This window comes from Musicola paradisiaca NCPPB 2511 (assembly GCF_000400505.1).
In the GTDB taxonomy this organism is placed as follows: Bacteria; Pseudomonadota; Gammaproteobacteria; order Enterobacterales; family Enterobacteriaceae; genus Musicola; species Musicola paradisiaca.
The window spans coordinates 442,586-459,028 of sequence record NZ_CM001857.1; the positions used below are offsets into that span (position 1 = coordinate 442,586).

Genomic DNA, 16,443 nt, shown 5'->3' on the forward strand with positions numbered 1-16,443 from the left:
TGCGGGCGAGAACGTAGGTGTTCTGCTGCGTGGTACCAACGTGATGAAGTTGAACGTGGTCAGGTACTGGCTAAACCGGGCTCAATCAAGCCGCACACTCAGTTCGAATCTGAAGTGTATATTCTGAGCAAAGATGAAGGTGGCCGTCATACGCCGTTCTTTAAAGGCTACCGTCCGCAGTTCTACTTCCGTACCACTGACGTGACAGGCACCATCGAACTGCCGGAAGGCGTGGAAATGGTGATGCCGGGCGACAACATCAAGATGGTCGTAAACCTTATCGCGCCGATCGCGATGGACGACGGTCTGCGTTTCGCTATCCGTGAAGGCGGCCGTACAGTAGGCGCTGGCGTGGTTGCTAAAGTTATCGCTTAATTGCTGATAGCTGAAATGAAGAAAAAGGGTACTTCGGTGCCCTTTTTTTATTCCCCAGAGAAGAATTGAAATAAAAACCATTCTTATTTAAAATGCGGCTAATTGATTAAAAAATGAGTTATCCGCATATGTATGTTTGTCTATGCAACGCTGTATCTGACAAAGTCATTCGGCAAATCGCACGCCAGTATCACCCTCAGTCTTTGAAGCAATTAAAATTGTTTGTTCCTATCGGGAGCGAATGCGGTAAATGCATTCGTCAAGCCAGACTTATTCTGGAAGAAGAAACAGCAAAAAATGCGAAACTGAATAAGGTCGCATAAGTGCCGAGGGCATCCTTTTGACTCTGCGTTGACCGCTTCTACACTTTTTAATACTGAAGCGGAGGAGCAACGTCATGAAAGGTGATAAGAATGTCATTACACATCTGAACAAACTGTTGGGCAATGAGCTGGTTGCTATCAACCAGTATTTCCTTCATGCCCGCATGTTTAAAAACTGGGGATTCAAACGTCTTAACGATCGCGAGTATCACGAGTCGATTGACGAAATGAAACATGCCGATCGTTACATTGAGCGGATTCTGTTTCTGGAAGGGATTCCTAATCTGCAAGATCTTGGCAAGCTTAATATCGGTGAAGATGTTGAGGAGATGCTGCGTTCTGATTTGGTTTTAGAATTAGAAGGCGCCAAAGATTTGCGTGATGGAATAGCCTATGCGGACTCAGCACGCGATTATGTCAGTCGAGATTTGATGATCGCGGTGCTTGCAGATGAAGAAGAACATATTGACTGGTTGGAAACCGAGCTGGAATTGATCGCGCGTTTAGGGATCCAAAATTATCTGCAGACACAATTGAAAGAAGAGTAATAGCCGTTACAGATCGGTACACCTCTGATTGTTCCTCTGGTTCTGATGTATACAGCCTGAGCGGAGGAACTCTTATTGACATATTCCGGTTGCTTCCTGACCAAATTTACGTATAATGCGCGGGCTCGTCTGAAATGGCGGGCCTGATTCTACTTGAATCAGATGACCAACCAATAGGGTTTGGCCGCACAATACTTCCGATATGGAAGTTATGTACAGAACGATTACACTCCCCCATCAATCGTAATGGGTGCGAGGAGTAATTATTTTCGTCTATAAATAATTGGAGCTCTGGTCTCATGCAGAACCAAAGAATCCGTATCCGCCTGAAAGCGTTTGATCATCGTCTGATCGATCAATCAACCGCGGAAATCGTAGAGACCGCTAAGCGTACTGGTGCGCAGGTTCGCGGCCCTATCCCGCTGCCGACCCGCAAAGAGCGCTTTACCGTTCTGATCTCCCCGCACGTCAACAAAGACGCGCGTGATCAATACGAGATTCGCACTCACAAGCGTCTGGTTGACATCGTTGAGCCAACCGAGAAAACCGTTGATGCTCTGATGCGTCTGGATCTGGCTGCCGGTGTAGACGTGCAGATCAGCCTGGGTTAATCAGGTCATTGAGCGATTGAGAGGTTGAAACAATGATTGGTTTAGTCGGTAAAAAAGTGGGCATGACCCGCATCTTCACTGAAGATGGCGTTTCTATCCCCGTAACCGTAATCGAAATTGAAGCAAACCGTGTGACTCAGGTTAAAACCCTGGAGAACGACGGATACCGTGCTGTCCAGGTAACTACCGGTGCTAAAAAAGCTAACCGCGTAAACAAGCCGGAAGCAGGTCATTTTGCCAAGGCTGGCGTTGAGGCTGGTCGTACTCTGCGTGAATTCCGTCTGGCTGAAGGCGAAGATTTCGCTGTAGGTCAGAACATCAGCGTTGAAATTTTCGCTGACGTCAAGAAGGTTGACGTTACCGGGACTTCAAAAGGTAAAGGTTTTGCCGGTACCGTTAAGCGTTGGAACTTCCGTACTCAGGACGCTACTCACGGTAACTCCTTGTCTCACCGTGTTCCGGGTTCTATCGGTCAGAACCAGACTCCGGGCAAAGTGTTCAAAGGTAAGAAGATGGCAGGCCAGCTGGGTAATGAGCGCGTAACCGTTCAGAGCCTGGACGTAGTACGTGTTGACGCTGAGCGCAACCTGCTGCTGGTTAAAGGTGCGGTTCCGGGTGCAACCGGTAGCGACCTGATCGTTAAACCGGCTGTGAAGGCGTGAGGAGATAGCAATGGAATTAGTATTGAAAGACGCGCAAAGCGCGCTGACTGTTTCCGAAACTACCTTCGGTCGTGACTTCAACGAAGCGCTGGTTCACCAGGTTGTTGTTGCTTATGCAGCAGGTGCCCGTCAAGGTACTCGCGCTCAGAAGACCCGTGCTGAAGTAACTGGTTCCGGTAAAAAACCGTGGCGTCAGAAAGGCACCGGTCGTGCGCGTTCTGGTTCTATCAAGAGCCCGATCTGGCGTTCCGGTGGCGTGACCTTCGCGGCCAAGCCTCAGGATCATAGCCAGAAAGTAAACAAGAAGATGTACCGTGGCGCGCTGAAAAGCATTCTGTCCGAGCTGGTACGTCAGGATCGTCTGATCGTTGTCGAGAAGTTCTCTGTTGAAGCACCGAAAACCAAGTTGCTGGCACAGAAGCTGAAAGAACTGGCGCTGGATGACGTGCTGATCATCACCGGTGAACTGGATGAGAACCTGTTCCTGGCCGCGCGTAACCTGTACAAGGTTGATGTGCGTGACGTAGCAGGCATTGATCCGGTTAGCCTGATCGCCTTCGACAAAGTGGTTATGACTGCTGATGCTGTTAAGCAAGTTGAGGAGATGCTGGCATGATTCGTGAAGAACGTTTGCTGAAAGTTTTGCGCGCGCCGCACGTTTCTGAAAAAGCGTCTACTGCGATGGAAAAAAACAACACCATCGTGCTCAAAGTTGCCAAAGACGCGACTAAAGCAGAAATCAAAGCAGCTGTACAGAAACTGTTTGAAGTCGAAGTTGATGACGTTCGCACCCTGATTGTTAAAGGGAAAGTCAAACGTCATGGACAGCGTATCGGTCGTCGTAGCGACTGGAAAAAAGCTTACGTCACCCTGAAAGAAGGCCAGAACCTGGACTTCGTCGGCGGCGCAGAGTAAGTCGGAGGAGTAATACAATGGCAGTTGTTAAGTGTAAACCGACATCTCCGGGTCGTCGCCACGTTGTTAAAGTGGTTAACCCTGAGCTGCACAAGGGCAAACCTTTTGCTCCGTTGCTGGAAAAAAACAGCAAAACCGGTGGTCGTAACAACAATGGTCGCATCACTACTCGTCACATTGGTGGTGGACACAAGCAGCAGTACCGTATTGTTGACTTTAAACGCAACAAAGACGGTATTCCGGCTGTGGTAGAGCGTCTGGAGTACGATCCGAACCGTTCTGCGAACATCGCGCTGGTTCTGTACAAAGACGGCGAACGTCGTTACATCCTGGCGCCGAAAGGCCTGAAAGCTGGCGATCAGATTCAGTCCGGCGTTGATGCAGCGATCAAGCCCGGCAACACCCTGCCGATGCGCAATATTCCGGTTGGTTCTACTGTTCATAACGTGGAAATGAAACCGGGTAAAGGCGGTCAGTTGGCTCGTTCCGCTGGTGCTTATGTGCAGATCGTCGCCCGTGAAGGTTCTTACGTTACCCTGCGTCTGCGTTCCGGCGAAATGCGTAAAGTCGAGGCTGATTGCCGCGCGACTTTGGGCGAAGTTGGTAATGCCGAGCACATGCTGCGCGTTCTGGGTAAAGCTGGTGCTGCTCGCTGGCGTGGCGTTCGTCCGACCGTTCGTGGTACGGCAATGAACCCGGTGGACCACCCGCACGGTGGTGGTGAAGGTCGTAACTTTGGTAAGCACCCGGTTACTCCGTGGGGCGTTCAGACCAAAGGTAAGAAGACCCGCAGCAACAAGCGTACTGATAAATTTATCGTACGTCGCCGTACTAAATAATTTTAGAGGATAAACCATGCCACGTTCTCTCAAGAAAGGTCCTTTTATTGACCTGCACTTGCTGAAGAAGGTAGAGAAAGCGGTGGAAAGCGGTGACAAGAAGCCCCTGCGCACTTGGTCCCGTCGTTCAACGATCTTTCCAAACATGATCGGTTTGACCATCGCTGTCCATAATGGTCGTCAGCACGTTCCAGTTTTCATCTCTGATGAGATGGTTGGTCACAAGCTGGGTGAATTCGCGCCGACTCGTACTTATCGCGGTCACGCGGCTGATAAAAAAGCCAAGAAGAAATAAGGTAGGAGGAAGAGATGGAAACTATTGCTAAGCATCGCCATGCTCGTTCTTCTGCTCAGAAGGTTCGCCTGGTTGCTGACCTGATTCGCGGTAAGAAAGTGTCGCAGGCTCTGGATATTTTGACCTATACCAACAAGAAAGCTGCTGGTCTGGTTAAGAAAGTGCTGGAGTCTGCCATTGCTAACGCAGAGCACAACGACGGCGCTGACATTGATGATCTGAAAGTTGCGAAAATCTTCGTAGACGAAGGCCCTAGCATGAAGCGCATTATGCCGCGTGCTAAAGGTCGTGCGGATCGCATCCTGAAGCGTACCAGCCACATTACTGTGGTTGTGTCCGATCGCTGAGACTCTGGAGACTAGCAATGGGTCAGAAAGTACATCCTAATGGTATTCGCCTGGGTATTGTCAAAACTTGGAACTCTACCTGGTACGCAAATACCAAAGAATTCGCTGACAACCTGGACAGCGATTTTAAAGTTCGTCAATACCTGAACAAGGAACTGGAGAAAGCCTCCGTTTCCCGTATCGTTATCGAGCGTCCGGCCAAAAGCATTCGTGTGACCATTCACACTGCTCGCCCGGGTATCGTTATCGGTAAGAAAGGTGAAGACGTTGAAAAACTGCGTAAAGGCGTAGCTGATATCGCTGGTGTTCCGGCGCAGATCAACATCGCTGAAGTACGTAAGCCGGAACTGGACGCCAAATTGGTTGCTGACAGTATCTCTTCTCAGCTGGAACGTCGTGTCATGTTCCGTCGTGCGATGAAGCGTGCTGTACAAAATGCCATGCGTCTGGGCGCCAAGGGTATCAAAGTTGAAGTTAGTGGCCGTCTGGGCGGCGCGGAAATCGCTCGTACCGAATGGTATCGCGAAGGTCGTGTTCCGTTGCACACCCTGCGCGCTGACATTGACTACAACACCTCCGAAGCGCACACCACTTATGGTGTTATCGGTGTGAAAGTGTGGATCTTCAAAGGTGAGATCCTGGGTGGTATGGCTGCTGTTGAACAACCGGAAAAACCGGCTGCTCAACCGAAAAAGCAGCAGCGTAAAGGCCGCAAGTAAGGAGAGTCGCTGATGTTACAACCAAAGCGTACAAAATTCCGTAAGATTCACAAAGGCCGCAACCGTGGTCTGGCTGCCGGTACGGATGTGAGCTTCGGTACTTTCGGTCTGAAAGCTGTTGGCCGTGGTCGTCTGACCGCGCGTCAAATCGAAGCTGCTCGTCGTGCCATGACCCGTGCTGTGAAGCGTCAGGGTAAGATCTGGATCCGTGTTTTCCCGGACAAACCGATCACTGAAAAACCGCTCGAAGTGCGTATGGGTAAAGGTAAAGGTAACGTGGAATACTGGGTTGCCTTGATTCAGCCAGGTAAAGTCCTGTACGAAATGGACGGTGTGCCGGAAGAGTTAGCCCGCGAGGCGTTCGAACTGGCAGCAGCGAAACTGCCGATCAAAACCACCTTTGTAACTAAGACGGTGATGTAATGAAAGCAAAAGAGCTGCGTGAAAAGAGTGTTGAAGAGCTGAATACCGAGCTGCTCGGTTTGCTGCGTGAGCAGTTTAACCTGCGCATGCAGGCTGCCAGCGGCCAGCTGCAACAAACTCACCTGTTGAAACAAGTGCGTCGTAACGTTGCACGTGTTAAGACTTTACTGACTGAGAAGGCGGGTGCGTAATGACCGATAAAATCCGTACTCTGCAAGGTCGTGTTGTGAGTGACAAAATGCAGAAGTCTGCTGTTGTCGCCATTGAACGTTTCGTGAAACACCCGATCTACGGTAAATTCATCAAACGTACGACTAAACTGCACGTACATGACGAGAACAACGAATGTGGTATCGGCGACGTGGTGGAAATCCGCGAATGCCGTCCGATCTCCAAGACCAAGTCTTGGACGTTGGTTCGCGTTGTAGAGAAAGCGATTCTGTAATACAGTAAGCGCGCTCGAAATAAAGTAAACGGCTCATTTATTGGGCCGTTTATTTTTTCTACCCATATCCAGGAAGCGGTGTTATAATGCTGCGCCCTCAATTATGGGGTTTTTTAACGACCTGATTTTAGGTCTCACAAGTAGTAGTTGACATTAGCGGAGCACTAACATGATCCAAGAACAGACTATGCTGAACGTGGCCGACAACTCCGGTGCACGTCGCGTAATGTGTATCAAGGTTCTGGGTGGCTCGCACCGTCGCTACGCAGGCGTCGGCGACATCATCAAAATTACCATCAAGGAAGCAATTCCTCGCGGTAAAGTAAAAAAAGGTGATGTGCTGAAGGCGGTAGTGGTGCGCACCAAGAAGGGTGTTCGTCGCCCTGACGGTTCTGTCGTTCGCTTCGATGGCAATGCTTGTGTCCTGTTGAATAACAACAGCGAACAGCCCATCGGTACGCGTATTTTTGGGCCGGTAACTCGTGAACTGCGTTCTGAGAAGTTCATGAAAATTATCTCTCTGGCACCAGAAGTACTCTAAGGAGCGAACCATGGCAGCGAAAATCCGTCGTGATGACGAAGTTATCGTGCTGACCGGCAAAGATAAAGGTAAGCGCGGTAAGGTAAAAAATGTCCTGTCTTCCGGCAAGGTCATTGTTGAAGGTATTAACCTGGTTAAGAAACATCAGAAGCCGGTTCCGGCGCTGAATCAGCCAGGCGGCATCGTTGAAAAAGAAGCTGCAATTCAGGTTTCTAACGTTGCGATCTTCAATGCGGCAACCGGTAAGGCTGACCGTGTAGGCTTTAGATTCGAAGACGGTAAAAAAGTCCGCTTCTTCAAGTCTAACAGCGAAACTATCAAGTAATTTGGAGTAGTACGATGGCGAAACTGCATGATTACTACAAAGACGAAGTAGTTAGCAAACTGATGTCTCAGTTTAACTACCATTCTGTCATGCAAGTCCCTCGGGTCGAGAAGATCACCCTGAACATGGGTGTTGGTGAAGCGATCGCTGACAAGAAACTGCTGGATAACGCAGCAGCCGATCTGACAGCAATCTCCGGTCAAAAACCGTTGATCACCAAAGCACGCAAATCTGTTGCAGGCTTCAAAATCCGTCAGGGCTATCCGATCGGCTGTAAAGTAACTCTGCGTGGCGAACGCATGTGGGAGTTTCTTGAGCGCCTGATCTCCATTGCTGTTCCACGTATTCGTGACTTCCGCGGTTTGTCCGCTAAGTCTTTCGATGGTCGTGGTAACTACAGCATGGGTGTCCGTGAGCAGATCATCTTCCCGGAAATCGACTATGACAAAGTCGATCGCGTTCGTGGTTTGGACATTACCATTACCACTACTGCGAAAACCGATGATGAAGGCCGTGCTCTGCTGGCTGCCTTTAACTTCCCGTTCCGCAAGTAAGGTGGGTTACTAATGGCTAAGCAATCCATGAAAGCACGCGAAGTTAAGCGCGTGAAACTGGCTAACAAATTCTTCGCTAAACGCGCTGAACTGAAAGCTATCATTTCTGACGTAAACGCTTCTGACGAAGAACGTTGGGATGCTGTTCTGAAGCTGCAGACTCTGCCGCGTGATTCCAGCCCGTCCCGTCAGCGTAACCGCTGCCGCCAGACTGGTCGTCCGCACGCTTTCCTGCGGAAGTTCGGGTTGAGCCGTATTAAGGTCCGTGAAGCCGCTATGCGCGGTGAAATTCCGGGTCTGAAAAAGGCTAGCTGGTAATTGTCACCAATTGAATCACGGGAGTAAAGACAGATGAGCATGCAAGATCCGATCGCGGATATGCTGACCCGTATCCGTAACGGTCAGGCCGCGAACAAAGTTGCGGTCACCATGCCTTCCTCCAAGCTGAAAGTGGCAATTGCCAACGTGCTGAAGGAAGAAGGTTATATTGAAGATTACAAAATCGAAGGCGACGCCAAGCCGGAACTGGAAGTGACTTTGAAATACTTCCAGGGTAAGGCTGTGGTAGAAAGCATTCAGCGTGTAAGCCGCCCTGGTCTGCGCATCTATAAACGTAAAGATGAGCTGCCGAAAGTTATGGCCGGTTTGGGGATCGCGGTTGTTTCTACCTCCAGAGGTGTTATGACCGATCGTGCAGCTCGCCAGGCAGGTCTTGGTGGCGAGATTATCTGCTACGTAGCTTAATCGGGAGGAAAGAATGTCTCGTGTTGCAAAAGCACCCGTCGTCATTCCTGCCGGCGTAGAGGTAAAACTCAACGGTCAGGTTATTTCGATTAAGGGTAAAAACGGTGAACTGACCCGTCAGGTTCATGAAGCCGTAGAGGTTAAACAAGCTGATAACGTGCTGACTTTTGCTCCGCGCGAAGGCTTTGCTAGCGGCTGGGCCCAGGCGGGCACCACTCGTGCGCTGCTGAACAGCATGGTTGTCGGTGTTACCGAAGGCTTCACCAGAAAGCTGCTGCTGGTAGGTGTTGGTTATCGTGCTGCCGTTAAAGGTAATGTCGTGAATTTGGCTCTGGGTTTTTCCCATCCTATCGATCACGAACTGCCTGCAGGCATTACTGCTGAATGTCCGTCTCAAACTGAAATCGTACTGAAAGGTGCTGATAAACAGTTGATCGGTCAGGTAGCTGCTGATCTGCGCGCTTACCGTCGTCCTGAGCCTTACAAAGGTAAAGGTGTCCGTTACGCCGACGAAGTCGTGCGTATCAAAGAGGCTAAGAAGAAGTAAGGTAACACTATGGATAAGAAATCAGCTCGTATCCGTCGTGCGACCCGCGCACGTCGCAAGCTCCAGGAACTGGGCGCGACGCGTCTGGTGGTACATCGTACCCCGCGTCATATTTATGCGCAGGTTATCGCACCGAACGGTTCTGAAGTCCTGGTAGCCGCCTCTACTGTAGAAAAAGCTATCTCTGAACAACTGAAGTACACCGGTAACAAAGACGCTGCAGCTGCTGTTGGTAAGGCTGTTGCCGAGCGTGCTCTGGAAAAAGGCATCAAAGAAGTGGCCTTTGACCGTTCCGGGTTCCAATATCATGGTCGTGTCCAGGCACTGGCAGATGCTGCCCGTGAAGCTGGCCTTCAGTTCTAAGGTAGAGGTGTAAGATGGCTCACATCGAGAAGCAAGCTGGCGAACTGCAGGAAAAGCTGATCGCGGTTAATCGCGTATCTAAAACTGTTAAAGGTGGTCGTATTTTCAGCTTCACCGCACTGACTGTAGTGGGTGATGGTAACGGCCGCGTGGGTTTTGGTTACGGTAAAGCGCGTGAAGTTCCGGCAGCGATCCAGAAAGCGATGGAAAAAGCCCGTCGCAATATGATTAACGTCGCGCTGAATAGCGGTACTCTGCAGCATCCGGTTAAAGGTGCGCACACAGGGTCTCGCGTATTCATGCAGCCGGCTTCCGAAGGTACCGGTATCATCGCCGGTGGTGCAATGCGCGCCGTTCTGGAAGTCGCAGGGGTTCATAACGTTTTGGCTAAAGCCTATGGTTCCACTAACCCGATCAACGTGGTTCGTGCAACTATTGATGGCTTGGCAAACATGAAGTCCCCGGAAATGGTCGCTGCCAAGCGTGGTAAATCCGTTGAAGAAATTCTGGGGTAATTAACCATGGCAAAGACTATTAAAATTACTCAAACCCGTAGTGCAATCGGTCGTCTGCCTAAACACAAGGCAACGCTGCTTGGCCTGGGTCTGCGTCGTATTGGTCATACCGTTGAGCGTGAGGACACTCCTGCTATCCGTGGTATGGTCAACGCGGTTTCCTATATGGTTAAAGTGGAGGAGTAACAGATGCGTTTGAATACTCTGTCTCCGGCCGAAGGCGCTAAACACGCGCCGAAGCGTTTAGGTCGTGGTATCGGTTCCGGCCTTGGTAAGACTGGTGGTCGTGGCGTCAAGGGTCAGAAATCTCGTTCTGGCGGTGGTGTACGTCGTGGCTTTGAAGGCGGTCAAATGCCTTTGTACCGTCGTCTGCCCAAGTTCGGTTTCACTTCTCGTAAAGCCATGATCACGGCAGAAGTCCGTTTGTCTGATCTGGCTCGTGTAGAAGGCGATGTTGTTGATCTGAGTACGCTGAAAGCTGCTAACGTCATTGGCGTTCAGATTGAATTCGCGAAAGTGATTCTGTCTGGTGAGGTTGCTCGTCCGGTAACGATTCGTGGTCTGCGTGTAACAAAAGGTGCACGTGCTGCTATCGAAGCTGCAGGCGGTAAAATTGAGGAATAAGTAGCAGATGGCTAAACAACCAGGATTAGATTTTCAAAGTGCTAAAGGCGGAGTTGGCGAGCTGAAGCGCAGACTGTTGTTTGTAATCGGTGCGCTGATTGTTTTCCGTATTGGCTCTTTTATTCCCATTCCTGGTATTGATGCCACTGTGCTTGCCAAATTGCTCGAACAACAGCGTGGCACCATCATTGAAATGTTTAACATGTTCTCTGGTGGTGCTTTAAGCCGCGCTTCAATTTTCGCGCTGGGAATTATGCCGTATATCTCGGCATCCATCATCATTCAGTTATTGACGGTGGTTCATCCCGCATTGGCGGAAATTAAGAAGGAAGGGGAAGCTGGCCGACGTAAAATCAGCCAATATACCCGTTACGGCACTCTGGTGTTGGCAGTATTTCAGTCAATCGGTATTGCTACCGGTTTGCCGAATATGCCTGGAATGCAAGGTCTGGTAATTAATCCAGGCTTTGCGTTTTATTTCACCGCTGTTGTCAGTCTGGTTACAGGAACGATGTTTCTTATGTGGCTCGGCGAGCAAATTACTGAAAGAGGTATCGGTAATGGTATCTCGATCATAATTTTTGCGGGTATCGTTGCGGGATTGCCGCCGGCCATTGGCCATACCATCGAGCAAGCGCGGCAAGGCGATTTGCACTTCCTCCTGTTGCTGTTGGTTGCAGTTTTGGTATTCGCGGTAACTTTCTTTGTTGTATTCATGGAGCGTGGTCAGCGTCGCATCGTCGTTAATTACGCTAAACGTCAACAAGGTCGCCGCGTTTATGCAGCGCAGAGTACGCATTTACCACTGAAAGTAAATATGGCCGGTGTTATTCCAGCTATTTTTGCATCCAGTATTATTCTGTTCCCGGCAACAATTGCGTCATGGTTCGGGGGCGGTACGGGTTGGAACTGGTTGACAACAATTTCTTTGTATTTGCAACCGGGACAGCCGCTTTATGTGCTACTCTATGCATCTGCAATCATCTTCTTCTGTTTCTTCTATACCGCGTTGGTTTTTAATCCGCGTGAAACAGCAGATAACCTGAAGAAGTCCGGTGCATTCGTGCCAGGAATTCGTCCGGGAGAACAAACGGCGAAGTATATCGATAAAGTAATGACTCGCCTGACACTCGTTGGTGCGATGTATATTACTTTTATTTGCCTTATCCCGGAGTTCATGCGTGACGCAATGAAAGTACCTTTCTATTTTGGCGGTACGTCATTATTGATCGTTGTTGTTGTGATCATGGACTTTATGGCTCAAGTGCAAACTCTTTTGATGTCTAGTCAGTATGAGTCTGCCTTGAAGAAGGCTAACCTGAAAGGCTATAACCGCTAATCAGCGTGTGCCAGAGAAGTTACGGAGAGTAAAAATGAAAGTTCGTGCTTCCGTCAAGAAATTATGTCGTAACTGTAAGATCATCAAGCGTAACGGTATCGTTCGCGTCATCTGCAGCGCCGAGCCGAAGCATAAACAGCGTCAAGGCTGATTATCTCGCATATTTTTCTTGCAAAGTTGGGTTGAGCTGGCTAGATTAGCCAGCCAATCTTTTGTATGTCTGTGCGTTTCCATTTGAGTATCCTGAAAACGGGCTTTTCAGCATGGGGCGCGCATATTAAATCATAGGAGTGCATAGTGGCCCGTATAGCAGGCATTAACATTCCTGATCAGAAACATGCCGTGATCGCATTAACCTCGATCTATGGTGTCGGCAAAACTCGTTCCAAAGCCATTTGCGCTGCGGCGGGTATCGCTGAAGATGTTAAGATCAGTGAGCTGTCTGAAGAGCAAATCGAAACGCTGCGTGAAGAAGTTGCCAAATTCGTCGTCGAAGGTGATCTGCGCCGTGAAATCAGCATGAGCATCAAGCGTCTGATGGACCTTGGTTGCTATCGCGGTTTGCGTCATCGTCGTGGTCTGCCGGTTCGCGGTCAGCGTACCAAGACTAACGCCCGTACCCGGAAGGGTCCGCGTAAACCGATCAAGAAATAATCGGGGTGATTGAATAATGGCAAAGGCACCTATTCGTGCACGTAAGCGTGTAAGAAAGCAAGTTTCTGACGGTGTGGCTCATATCCATGCTTCTTTTAACAACACCATCGTTACCATCACCGATCGTCAGGGTAACGCTCTGGGTTGGGCAACAGCCGGTGGTTCCGGTTTCCGTGGTTCTCGTAAATCTACTCCGTTTGCTGCCCAAGTTGCAGCAGAGCGCTGTGCTGAAGCAGTGAAAGAGTACGGTATTAAGAATCTGGAAGTTATGGTTAAAGGACCTGGTCCGGGCCGTGAGTCTACTATCCGCGCTCTGAACGCGGCTGGTTTTCGCATCACTAATATTACTGATGTGACTCCGATCCCTCATAACGGTTGTCGTCCGCCGAAAAAGCGTCGCGTATAACGCCGCTTTTAGGTCTGTTGGAGAAAGAAAATGGCAAGATATTTGGGTCCTAAGCTCAAGCTGAGCCGTCGTGAGGGCACCGACCTGTTCCTAAAGTCTGGTGTTCGTGCGATCGATTCCAAGTGTAAAATTGAACAAGCTCCTGGTCAGCATGGTGCGCGTAAGCCGCGTCTATCTGACTATGGTGTACAGTTGCGTGAGAAGCAGAAAGTTCGCCGTATCTACGGTGTTCTGGAGCGTCAGTTCCGTAACTATTATAAAGAAGCTGCTCGTCTGAAAGGCAACACAGGTGCGAACCTGTTGCAGTTGCTGGAAGGTCGTCTGGACAACGTAGTTTATCGTATGGGGTTCGGTGCTACTCGTGCTGAAGCACGTCAGCTAGTGGGCCACAAGGCAGTCATGGTAAACGGTCGCGTTGTTAATATCGCTTCTTATCAGGTCTCTCCGAATGATGTCGTCAGCATCCGCGAGAAGGCGAAAAAGCAGTCACGTGTTAAAGCTGCTTTGGAGCTGGCTGAACAGCGCGAAAAGCCGACTTGGCTGGAAGTTGATGCTGCCAAGATGGAAGGTGTGTTCAAACGTATTCCTGAACGTACCGATCTGTCTGCGGACATTAATGAACACCTGATCGTCGAGCTTTACTCCAAGTAAAGCTTAGTACCAAAGAGAGGACACAATGCAGGGTTCTGTGACAGAGTTTCTAAAACCGCGCCTGGTAGATATCGAGCAAATCAGTTCGACGCACGCCAAGGTGACCCTTGAGCCATTAGAGCGGGGCTTCGGCCATACTCTTGGTAATGCACTGCGCCGTATTCTGCTTTCATCCATGCCAGGTTGCGCGGTGACCGAGGTTGAGATTGATGGTGTACTGCACGAGTACAGCACCAAAGAAGGCGTACAGGAAGATATCCTGGAAATCCTGCTCAACCTGAAAGGGCTGGCGGTGAGAGTTCAAGGCAAAGATGAAGTTATTCTTACCCTGAATAAATCTGGCATTGGCCCTGTGACTGCAGCCGATATTACCCATGACGGTGATGTCGAAATCGTCAAGCCGCAACATGTAATCTGCCATCTGACTGATGAGAATGCATCTATCAATATGCGTATCAAGGTTCAGCGTGGTCGTGGTTATGTGCCGGCGTCTGCCCGTATTCATACGGAAGAAGATGAGCGCCCTATTGGCCGCCTGTTAGTTGATGCTTGCTACAGCCCTGTTGAGCGTATAGCTTACAATGTTGAAGCAGCACGTGTCGAACAGCGTACCGATCTGGATAAGCTGGTCATCGAAATGGAAACCAACGGTACAATTGATCCTGAAGAGGCAATTCGCCGTGCGGCGACCATTCTGGCTGAACAATTGGAAGCTTTCGTTGACTTACGTGATGTACGTCAGCCGGAAGTGAAAGAAGAGAAACCAGAATTCGATCCGATCCTGCTGCGCCCTGTTGACGATCTTGAATTGACTGTCCGCTCTGCTAACTGCCTTAAGGCAGAAGCTATCCACTACATCGGTGATCTGGTACAGCGTACCGAGGTTGAGTTGCTGAAAACGCCAAACCTGGGTAAAAAATCTCTTACTGAGATTAAAGACGTACTGGCTTCCCGTGGTCTGTCTCTGGGCATGCGCCTGGAAAACTGGCCGCCGGCAAGTATCGCTGATGAGTAACCAGATCACAGGTTAAGGTTTTACTGAGAAGGATAAGGTCATGCGCCATCGTAAGAGTGGTCGTCAACTGAACCGCAACAGCAGCCATCGCCAAGCTATGTTCCGCAACATGGCTGGTTCTTTGGTTCGTCATGAGATCATCAAGACAACCCTGCCGAAAGCGAAAGAGCTGCGTCGTGTTGTTGAGCCGCTGATTACTCTTGCCAAGACCGACAGCGTTGCTAATCGTCGTCTGGCATTCGCCCGTACTCGTGATAACGAGATCGTGGCTAAACTGTTTAATGAACTGGGCCCGCGTTTCGCGAGCCGTGCCGGTGGTTACACTCGTATTCTGAAGTGTGGTTTCCGTGCAGGCGACAATGCGCCGATGGCATACATCGAGCTCGTTGATCGTGCAGCTTCTCAAACAGAAGAAGCATCTGCGGCAGAGTAATTTGCATCAGAGTGAAAAAACCGGGGAAACCCGGTTTTTTTACATCGGTAGTACCATTCGTTGAAATCCGACTATTTGCATCTTTTCCTCCCGAGTCATACCGAATTAATAATTGAGTAAGAGGCTATGTTCCCTATAGATGAATGGGCAGAACGGCACATCATTGAAGCTCAGAAAAAGGGTGAATTAGATAACTTTTCTGGCAGTGGGAAACCTCTTCTGCTGGATGATACTAGTTTAGTTCCCGTGGAATTGAGATCGGTTTTTCACCTGATGAAAAATGCCGGTTATCTCCCCCTAGGTTTTACTTGAGCGTAAAGAAGCATTGAATCTTGCTAATTTATTGGAGCAAATAACGCCACAACATTCAGAATATACACAGTTATCCCGCCAGCTAAGAACCTTGGAGTTGCGACTGCAGCAAGCAGGGATGAGTACGGATTTTCTCAGGGGTAATTATAAGCAGACATTATTTGATAGATTAATGAAGAACCATTGTCATGACGATAAACATGAGTAATTCGCAAACATGTGATTATCAACAAATGCGTTTAAGAGGTAGCAATATGTCAAATTATGGTCACAAAAAGGGAGCGATAAAGGATAACGCGATAGAAGCCTTGTTACATGACCCTTTATTCAGGCAGCGAGTCGAATTAAATGCTAAAGGCAAAGGTAGCTATCGGAGGAAAGGCAAGCATCGGAACGTACAGAAGGAAAACTGGGAGGCCAGTGGTAAGATTCATTTTTTACCACTGGTCTTTTAGTTGCTGGGGGAAATCAATAATCTGTATTAGCTCAGACTTGATCTGACAGTTACCGGTTATTTATACAGGTGTCTGTCAGATTACATCTGGCTTAAATTTTTCTCAGCCCAGATGCGTTTTCCATCAAGTAATGTTTCCATCGGCGTCCGCCCACAGCACATTTTTCCCTGATGAGTTCGTTCATTATTGTAATAATGCAACCATTCATCAAGATCCGATTGCAGAGTATCAATGTCTCCATACAGTTTTTTACGGAATGTCATCTGATAAAACTCCTGCAATATCGTCTTATGGAACCGTTCGCAGATACCGTTGGTTTGTGGCGACATCGCTTTGGTCTTCGTGTGGTCTATATCATTAATCGCCAGATAAAGCTGGTAATCATGATGTTCAATCCGTCCACAATATTCCGTTCCGCGATCGGTTAATATCCTCAGCATCGGCAAGCCTTGTGACTCATAAA

Annotated in this window: 32 protein-coding genes and 2 pseudogenes; 33 read left to right on the plus strand and 1 reads right to left on the minus strand. The window is 49.3% G+C overall.

Annotation, left to right across the window (positions count from 1 at the left end; all coding sequences use genetic code 11):
* The 33 genes and pseudogenes from DPA2511_RS02050 to DPA2511_RS02205 form a co-directional block, all read left to right on the plus strand.
* Positions 1-375: pseudogene (locus DPA2511_RS02050) on the plus strand (EF-Tu C-terminal domain-related protein); the annotation flags it as partial.
* A 128-nt stretch (positions 376-503) separates the two neighbouring features.
* Positions 504-698 carry a bacterioferritin-associated ferredoxin gene (gene bfd / locus DPA2511_RS22545; RefSeq protein WP_012764038.1) on the plus strand — a complete coding sequence of 65 codons (195 nt, stop codon included), beginning with the start codon at positions 504-506 and terminating at the stop codon, positions 696-698.
* A gap of 74 nt (positions 699-772) precedes the next feature.
* Positions 773-1,246 (plus strand): bacterioferritin, encoded by a 474-nt coding sequence (gene bfr, locus DPA2511_RS02055; protein WP_012764039.1) that lies wholly within the window; start codon positions 773-775, stop codon positions 1,244-1,246.
* Positions 1,247-1,545: 299 nt separating this feature from the next.
* Positions 1,546-1,857 (plus strand): 30S ribosomal protein S10, encoded by a 312-nt coding sequence (rpsJ, locus tag DPA2511_RS02060; protein WP_001181005.1) that lies wholly within the window; start codon positions 1,546-1,548, stop codon positions 1,855-1,857.
* A 32-nt stretch (positions 1,858-1,889) separates the two neighbouring features.
* Positions 1,890-2,519, plus strand: a complete 630-nt coding sequence (rplC, locus tag DPA2511_RS02065; protein WP_012764040.1) for a 50S ribosomal protein L3 — start codon at positions 1,890-1,892, stop codon at positions 2,517-2,519.
* Positions 2,520-2,529: 10 nt separating this feature from the next.
* Positions 2,530-3,135 (plus strand): 50S ribosomal protein L4, encoded by a 606-nt coding sequence (rplD, locus tag DPA2511_RS02070; protein ID WP_012764041.1) that lies wholly within the window; start codon positions 2,530-2,532, stop codon positions 3,133-3,135.
* Positions 3,132-3,434 (plus strand): 50S ribosomal protein L23, encoded by a 303-nt coding sequence (gene rplW, locus DPA2511_RS02075; protein WP_012764042.1) that lies wholly within the window; start codon positions 3,132-3,134, stop codon positions 3,432-3,434. The genes rplD and rplW overlap by 4 nt, the downstream gene beginning before the upstream one ends.
* A gap of 17 nt (positions 3,435-3,451) precedes the next feature.
* Positions 3,452-4,273, plus strand: a complete 822-nt coding sequence (rplB, locus tag DPA2511_RS02080; protein WP_012764043.1) for a 50S ribosomal protein L2 — start codon at positions 3,452-3,454, stop codon at positions 4,271-4,273.
* Between the two features lie 16 nt (positions 4,274-4,289).
* A complete protein-coding gene (rpsS, locus tag DPA2511_RS02085) occupies positions 4,290-4,568 on the plus strand; it encodes a 30S ribosomal protein S19 (protein WP_012764044.1) in 279 nt (92 codons plus the stop codon).
* 14 nt (positions 4,569-4,582) lie between these two features.
* Positions 4,583-4,915 carry a 50S ribosomal protein L22 gene (gene rplV, locus DPA2511_RS02090; RefSeq protein ID WP_012764045.1) on the plus strand — a complete coding sequence of 111 codons (333 nt, stop codon included), beginning with the start codon at positions 4,583-4,585 and terminating at the stop codon, positions 4,913-4,915.
* Between the two features lie 17 nt (positions 4,916-4,932).
* Positions 4,933-5,634, plus strand: a complete 702-nt coding sequence (gene rpsC / locus DPA2511_RS02095) for a 30S ribosomal protein S3 (protein WP_012764046.1) — start codon at positions 4,933-4,935, stop codon at positions 5,632-5,634.
* A 12-nt stretch (positions 5,635-5,646) separates the two neighbouring features.
* Complete coding sequence (gene rplP, locus DPA2511_RS02100; protein ID WP_012764047.1) at positions 5,647-6,057, plus strand: 50S ribosomal protein L16; 411 nt, start codon at positions 5,647-5,649, stop codon at positions 6,055-6,057.
* Positions 6,057-6,248, plus strand: a complete 192-nt coding sequence (gene rpmC, locus DPA2511_RS02105; RefSeq protein ID WP_012764048.1) for a 50S ribosomal protein L29 — start codon at positions 6,057-6,059, stop codon at positions 6,246-6,248. The genes rplP and rpmC overlap by 1 nt, the downstream gene beginning before the upstream one ends.
* Positions 6,248-6,502 carry a 30S ribosomal protein S17 gene (gene rpsQ, locus DPA2511_RS02110; protein WP_012764049.1) on the plus strand — a complete coding sequence of 85 codons (255 nt, stop codon included), beginning with the start codon at positions 6,248-6,250 and terminating at the stop codon, positions 6,500-6,502. The genes rpmC and rpsQ overlap by 1 nt, the downstream gene beginning before the upstream one ends.
* A gap of 169 nt (positions 6,503-6,671) precedes the next feature.
* Complete coding sequence (rplN, locus tag DPA2511_RS02115) at positions 6,672-7,043, plus strand: 50S ribosomal protein L14 (RefSeq protein WP_004388611.1); 372 nt, start codon at positions 6,672-6,674, stop codon at positions 7,041-7,043.
* A 10-nt stretch (positions 7,044-7,053) separates the two neighbouring features.
* Entirely contained in the window at positions 7,054-7,368 is a 315-nt protein-coding gene (rplX, locus tag DPA2511_RS02120) for a 50S ribosomal protein L24 (RefSeq protein ID WP_000729185.1), read from the plus strand.
* Between the two features lie 14 nt (positions 7,369-7,382).
* A complete protein-coding gene (rplE, locus tag DPA2511_RS02125; RefSeq protein ID WP_012764050.1) occupies positions 7,383-7,922 on the plus strand; it encodes a 50S ribosomal protein L5 in 540 nt (179 codons plus the stop codon).
* Positions 7,923-7,934: 12 nt separating this feature from the next.
* Positions 7,935-8,240, plus strand: coding sequence for a 30S ribosomal protein S14 (rpsN, locus tag DPA2511_RS02130; RefSeq protein WP_012764051.1), 306 nt, complete (start codon positions 7,935-7,937; stop codon positions 8,238-8,240).
* 33 nt (positions 8,241-8,273) lie between these two features.
* Positions 8,274-8,666, plus strand: coding sequence for a 30S ribosomal protein S8 (gene rpsH, locus DPA2511_RS02135; RefSeq protein ID WP_012764052.1), 393 nt, complete (start codon positions 8,274-8,276; stop codon positions 8,664-8,666).
* A 13-nt stretch (positions 8,667-8,679) separates the two neighbouring features.
* Positions 8,680-9,213, plus strand: a complete 534-nt coding sequence (rplF, locus tag DPA2511_RS02140; protein WP_012764053.1) for a 50S ribosomal protein L6 — start codon at positions 8,680-8,682, stop codon at positions 9,211-9,213.
* Positions 9,214-9,222: 9 nt separating this feature from the next.
* Positions 9,223-9,576, plus strand: coding sequence for a 50S ribosomal protein L18 (rplR, locus tag DPA2511_RS02145; protein ID WP_012764054.1), 354 nt, complete (start codon positions 9,223-9,225; stop codon positions 9,574-9,576).
* A 14-nt stretch (positions 9,577-9,590) separates the two neighbouring features.
* Entirely contained in the window at positions 9,591-10,091 is a 501-nt protein-coding gene (rpsE, locus tag DPA2511_RS02150; RefSeq protein WP_012764055.1) for a 30S ribosomal protein S5, read from the plus strand.
* A 6-nt stretch (positions 10,092-10,097) separates the two neighbouring features.
* Positions 10,098-10,277 (plus strand): 50S ribosomal protein L30, encoded by a 180-nt coding sequence (rpmD, locus tag DPA2511_RS02155; protein ID WP_012764056.1) that lies wholly within the window; start codon positions 10,098-10,100, stop codon positions 10,275-10,277.
* 3 nt (positions 10,278-10,280) lie between these two features.
* Positions 10,281-10,715, plus strand: a complete 435-nt coding sequence (gene rplO, locus DPA2511_RS02160; protein WP_012764057.1) for a 50S ribosomal protein L15 — start codon at positions 10,281-10,283, stop codon at positions 10,713-10,715.
* 7 nt (positions 10,716-10,722) lie between these two features.
* The gene (gene secY / locus DPA2511_RS02165; RefSeq protein WP_012764058.1) at positions 10,723-12,054 is read left to right on the plus strand and encodes a preprotein translocase subunit SecY; all 1,332 of its coding nucleotides are present in this window, start codon (positions 10,723-10,725) and stop codon (positions 12,052-12,054) included.
* A gap of 34 nt (positions 12,055-12,088) precedes the next feature.
* The gene (gene rpmJ, locus DPA2511_RS02170; RefSeq protein WP_012764059.1) at positions 12,089-12,205 is read left to right on the plus strand and encodes a 50S ribosomal protein L36; all 117 of its coding nucleotides are present in this window, start codon (positions 12,089-12,091) and stop codon (positions 12,203-12,205) included.
* Between the two features lie 146 nt (positions 12,206-12,351).
* The gene (gene rpsM, locus DPA2511_RS02175) at positions 12,352-12,708 is read left to right on the plus strand and encodes a 30S ribosomal protein S13 (RefSeq protein ID WP_012764060.1); all 357 of its coding nucleotides are present in this window, start codon (positions 12,352-12,354) and stop codon (positions 12,706-12,708) included.
* 16 nt (positions 12,709-12,724) lie between these two features.
* Positions 12,725-13,114, plus strand: coding sequence for a 30S ribosomal protein S11 (gene rpsK, locus DPA2511_RS02180; RefSeq protein ID WP_002919257.1), 390 nt, complete (start codon positions 12,725-12,727; stop codon positions 13,112-13,114).
* A gap of 30 nt (positions 13,115-13,144) precedes the next feature.
* Positions 13,145-13,765, plus strand: coding sequence for a 30S ribosomal protein S4 (gene rpsD / locus DPA2511_RS02185; RefSeq protein ID WP_012764061.1), 621 nt, complete (start codon positions 13,145-13,147; stop codon positions 13,763-13,765).
* Between the two features lie 25 nt (positions 13,766-13,790).
* Positions 13,791-14,780 carry a DNA-directed RNA polymerase subunit alpha gene (locus DPA2511_RS02190; RefSeq protein WP_012764062.1) on the plus strand — a complete coding sequence of 330 codons (990 nt, stop codon included), beginning with the start codon at positions 13,791-13,793 and terminating at the stop codon, positions 14,778-14,780.
* Between the two features lie 40 nt (positions 14,781-14,820).
* The gene (gene rplQ / locus DPA2511_RS02195; RefSeq protein WP_012764063.1) at positions 14,821-15,213 is read left to right on the plus strand and encodes a 50S ribosomal protein L17; all 393 of its coding nucleotides are present in this window, start codon (positions 14,821-14,823) and stop codon (positions 15,211-15,213) included.
* Between the two features lie 126 nt (positions 15,214-15,339).
* Positions 15,340-15,733 (plus strand): annotated as a pseudogene (locus DPA2511_RS20915) (DnaJ family domain-containing protein).
* 46 nt (positions 15,734-15,779) lie between these two features.
* On the plus strand, positions 15,780-15,980 hold the full coding sequence (locus DPA2511_RS02205) for an alternative ribosome-rescue factor A (RefSeq protein WP_012764064.1): 201 nt from the start codon (positions 15,780-15,782) through the stop codon (positions 15,978-15,980).
* Positions 15,981-16,060: 80 nt separating this feature from the next.
* Here the strand turns inward: DPA2511_RS02205 and DPA2511_RS20920 are convergent.
* Positions 16,061-16,443, minus strand: a 383-nt coding sequence (locus DPA2511_RS20920) for an integrase core domain-containing protein (protein WP_035049326.1), incomplete at its 5' end; no start/stop codon positions are given.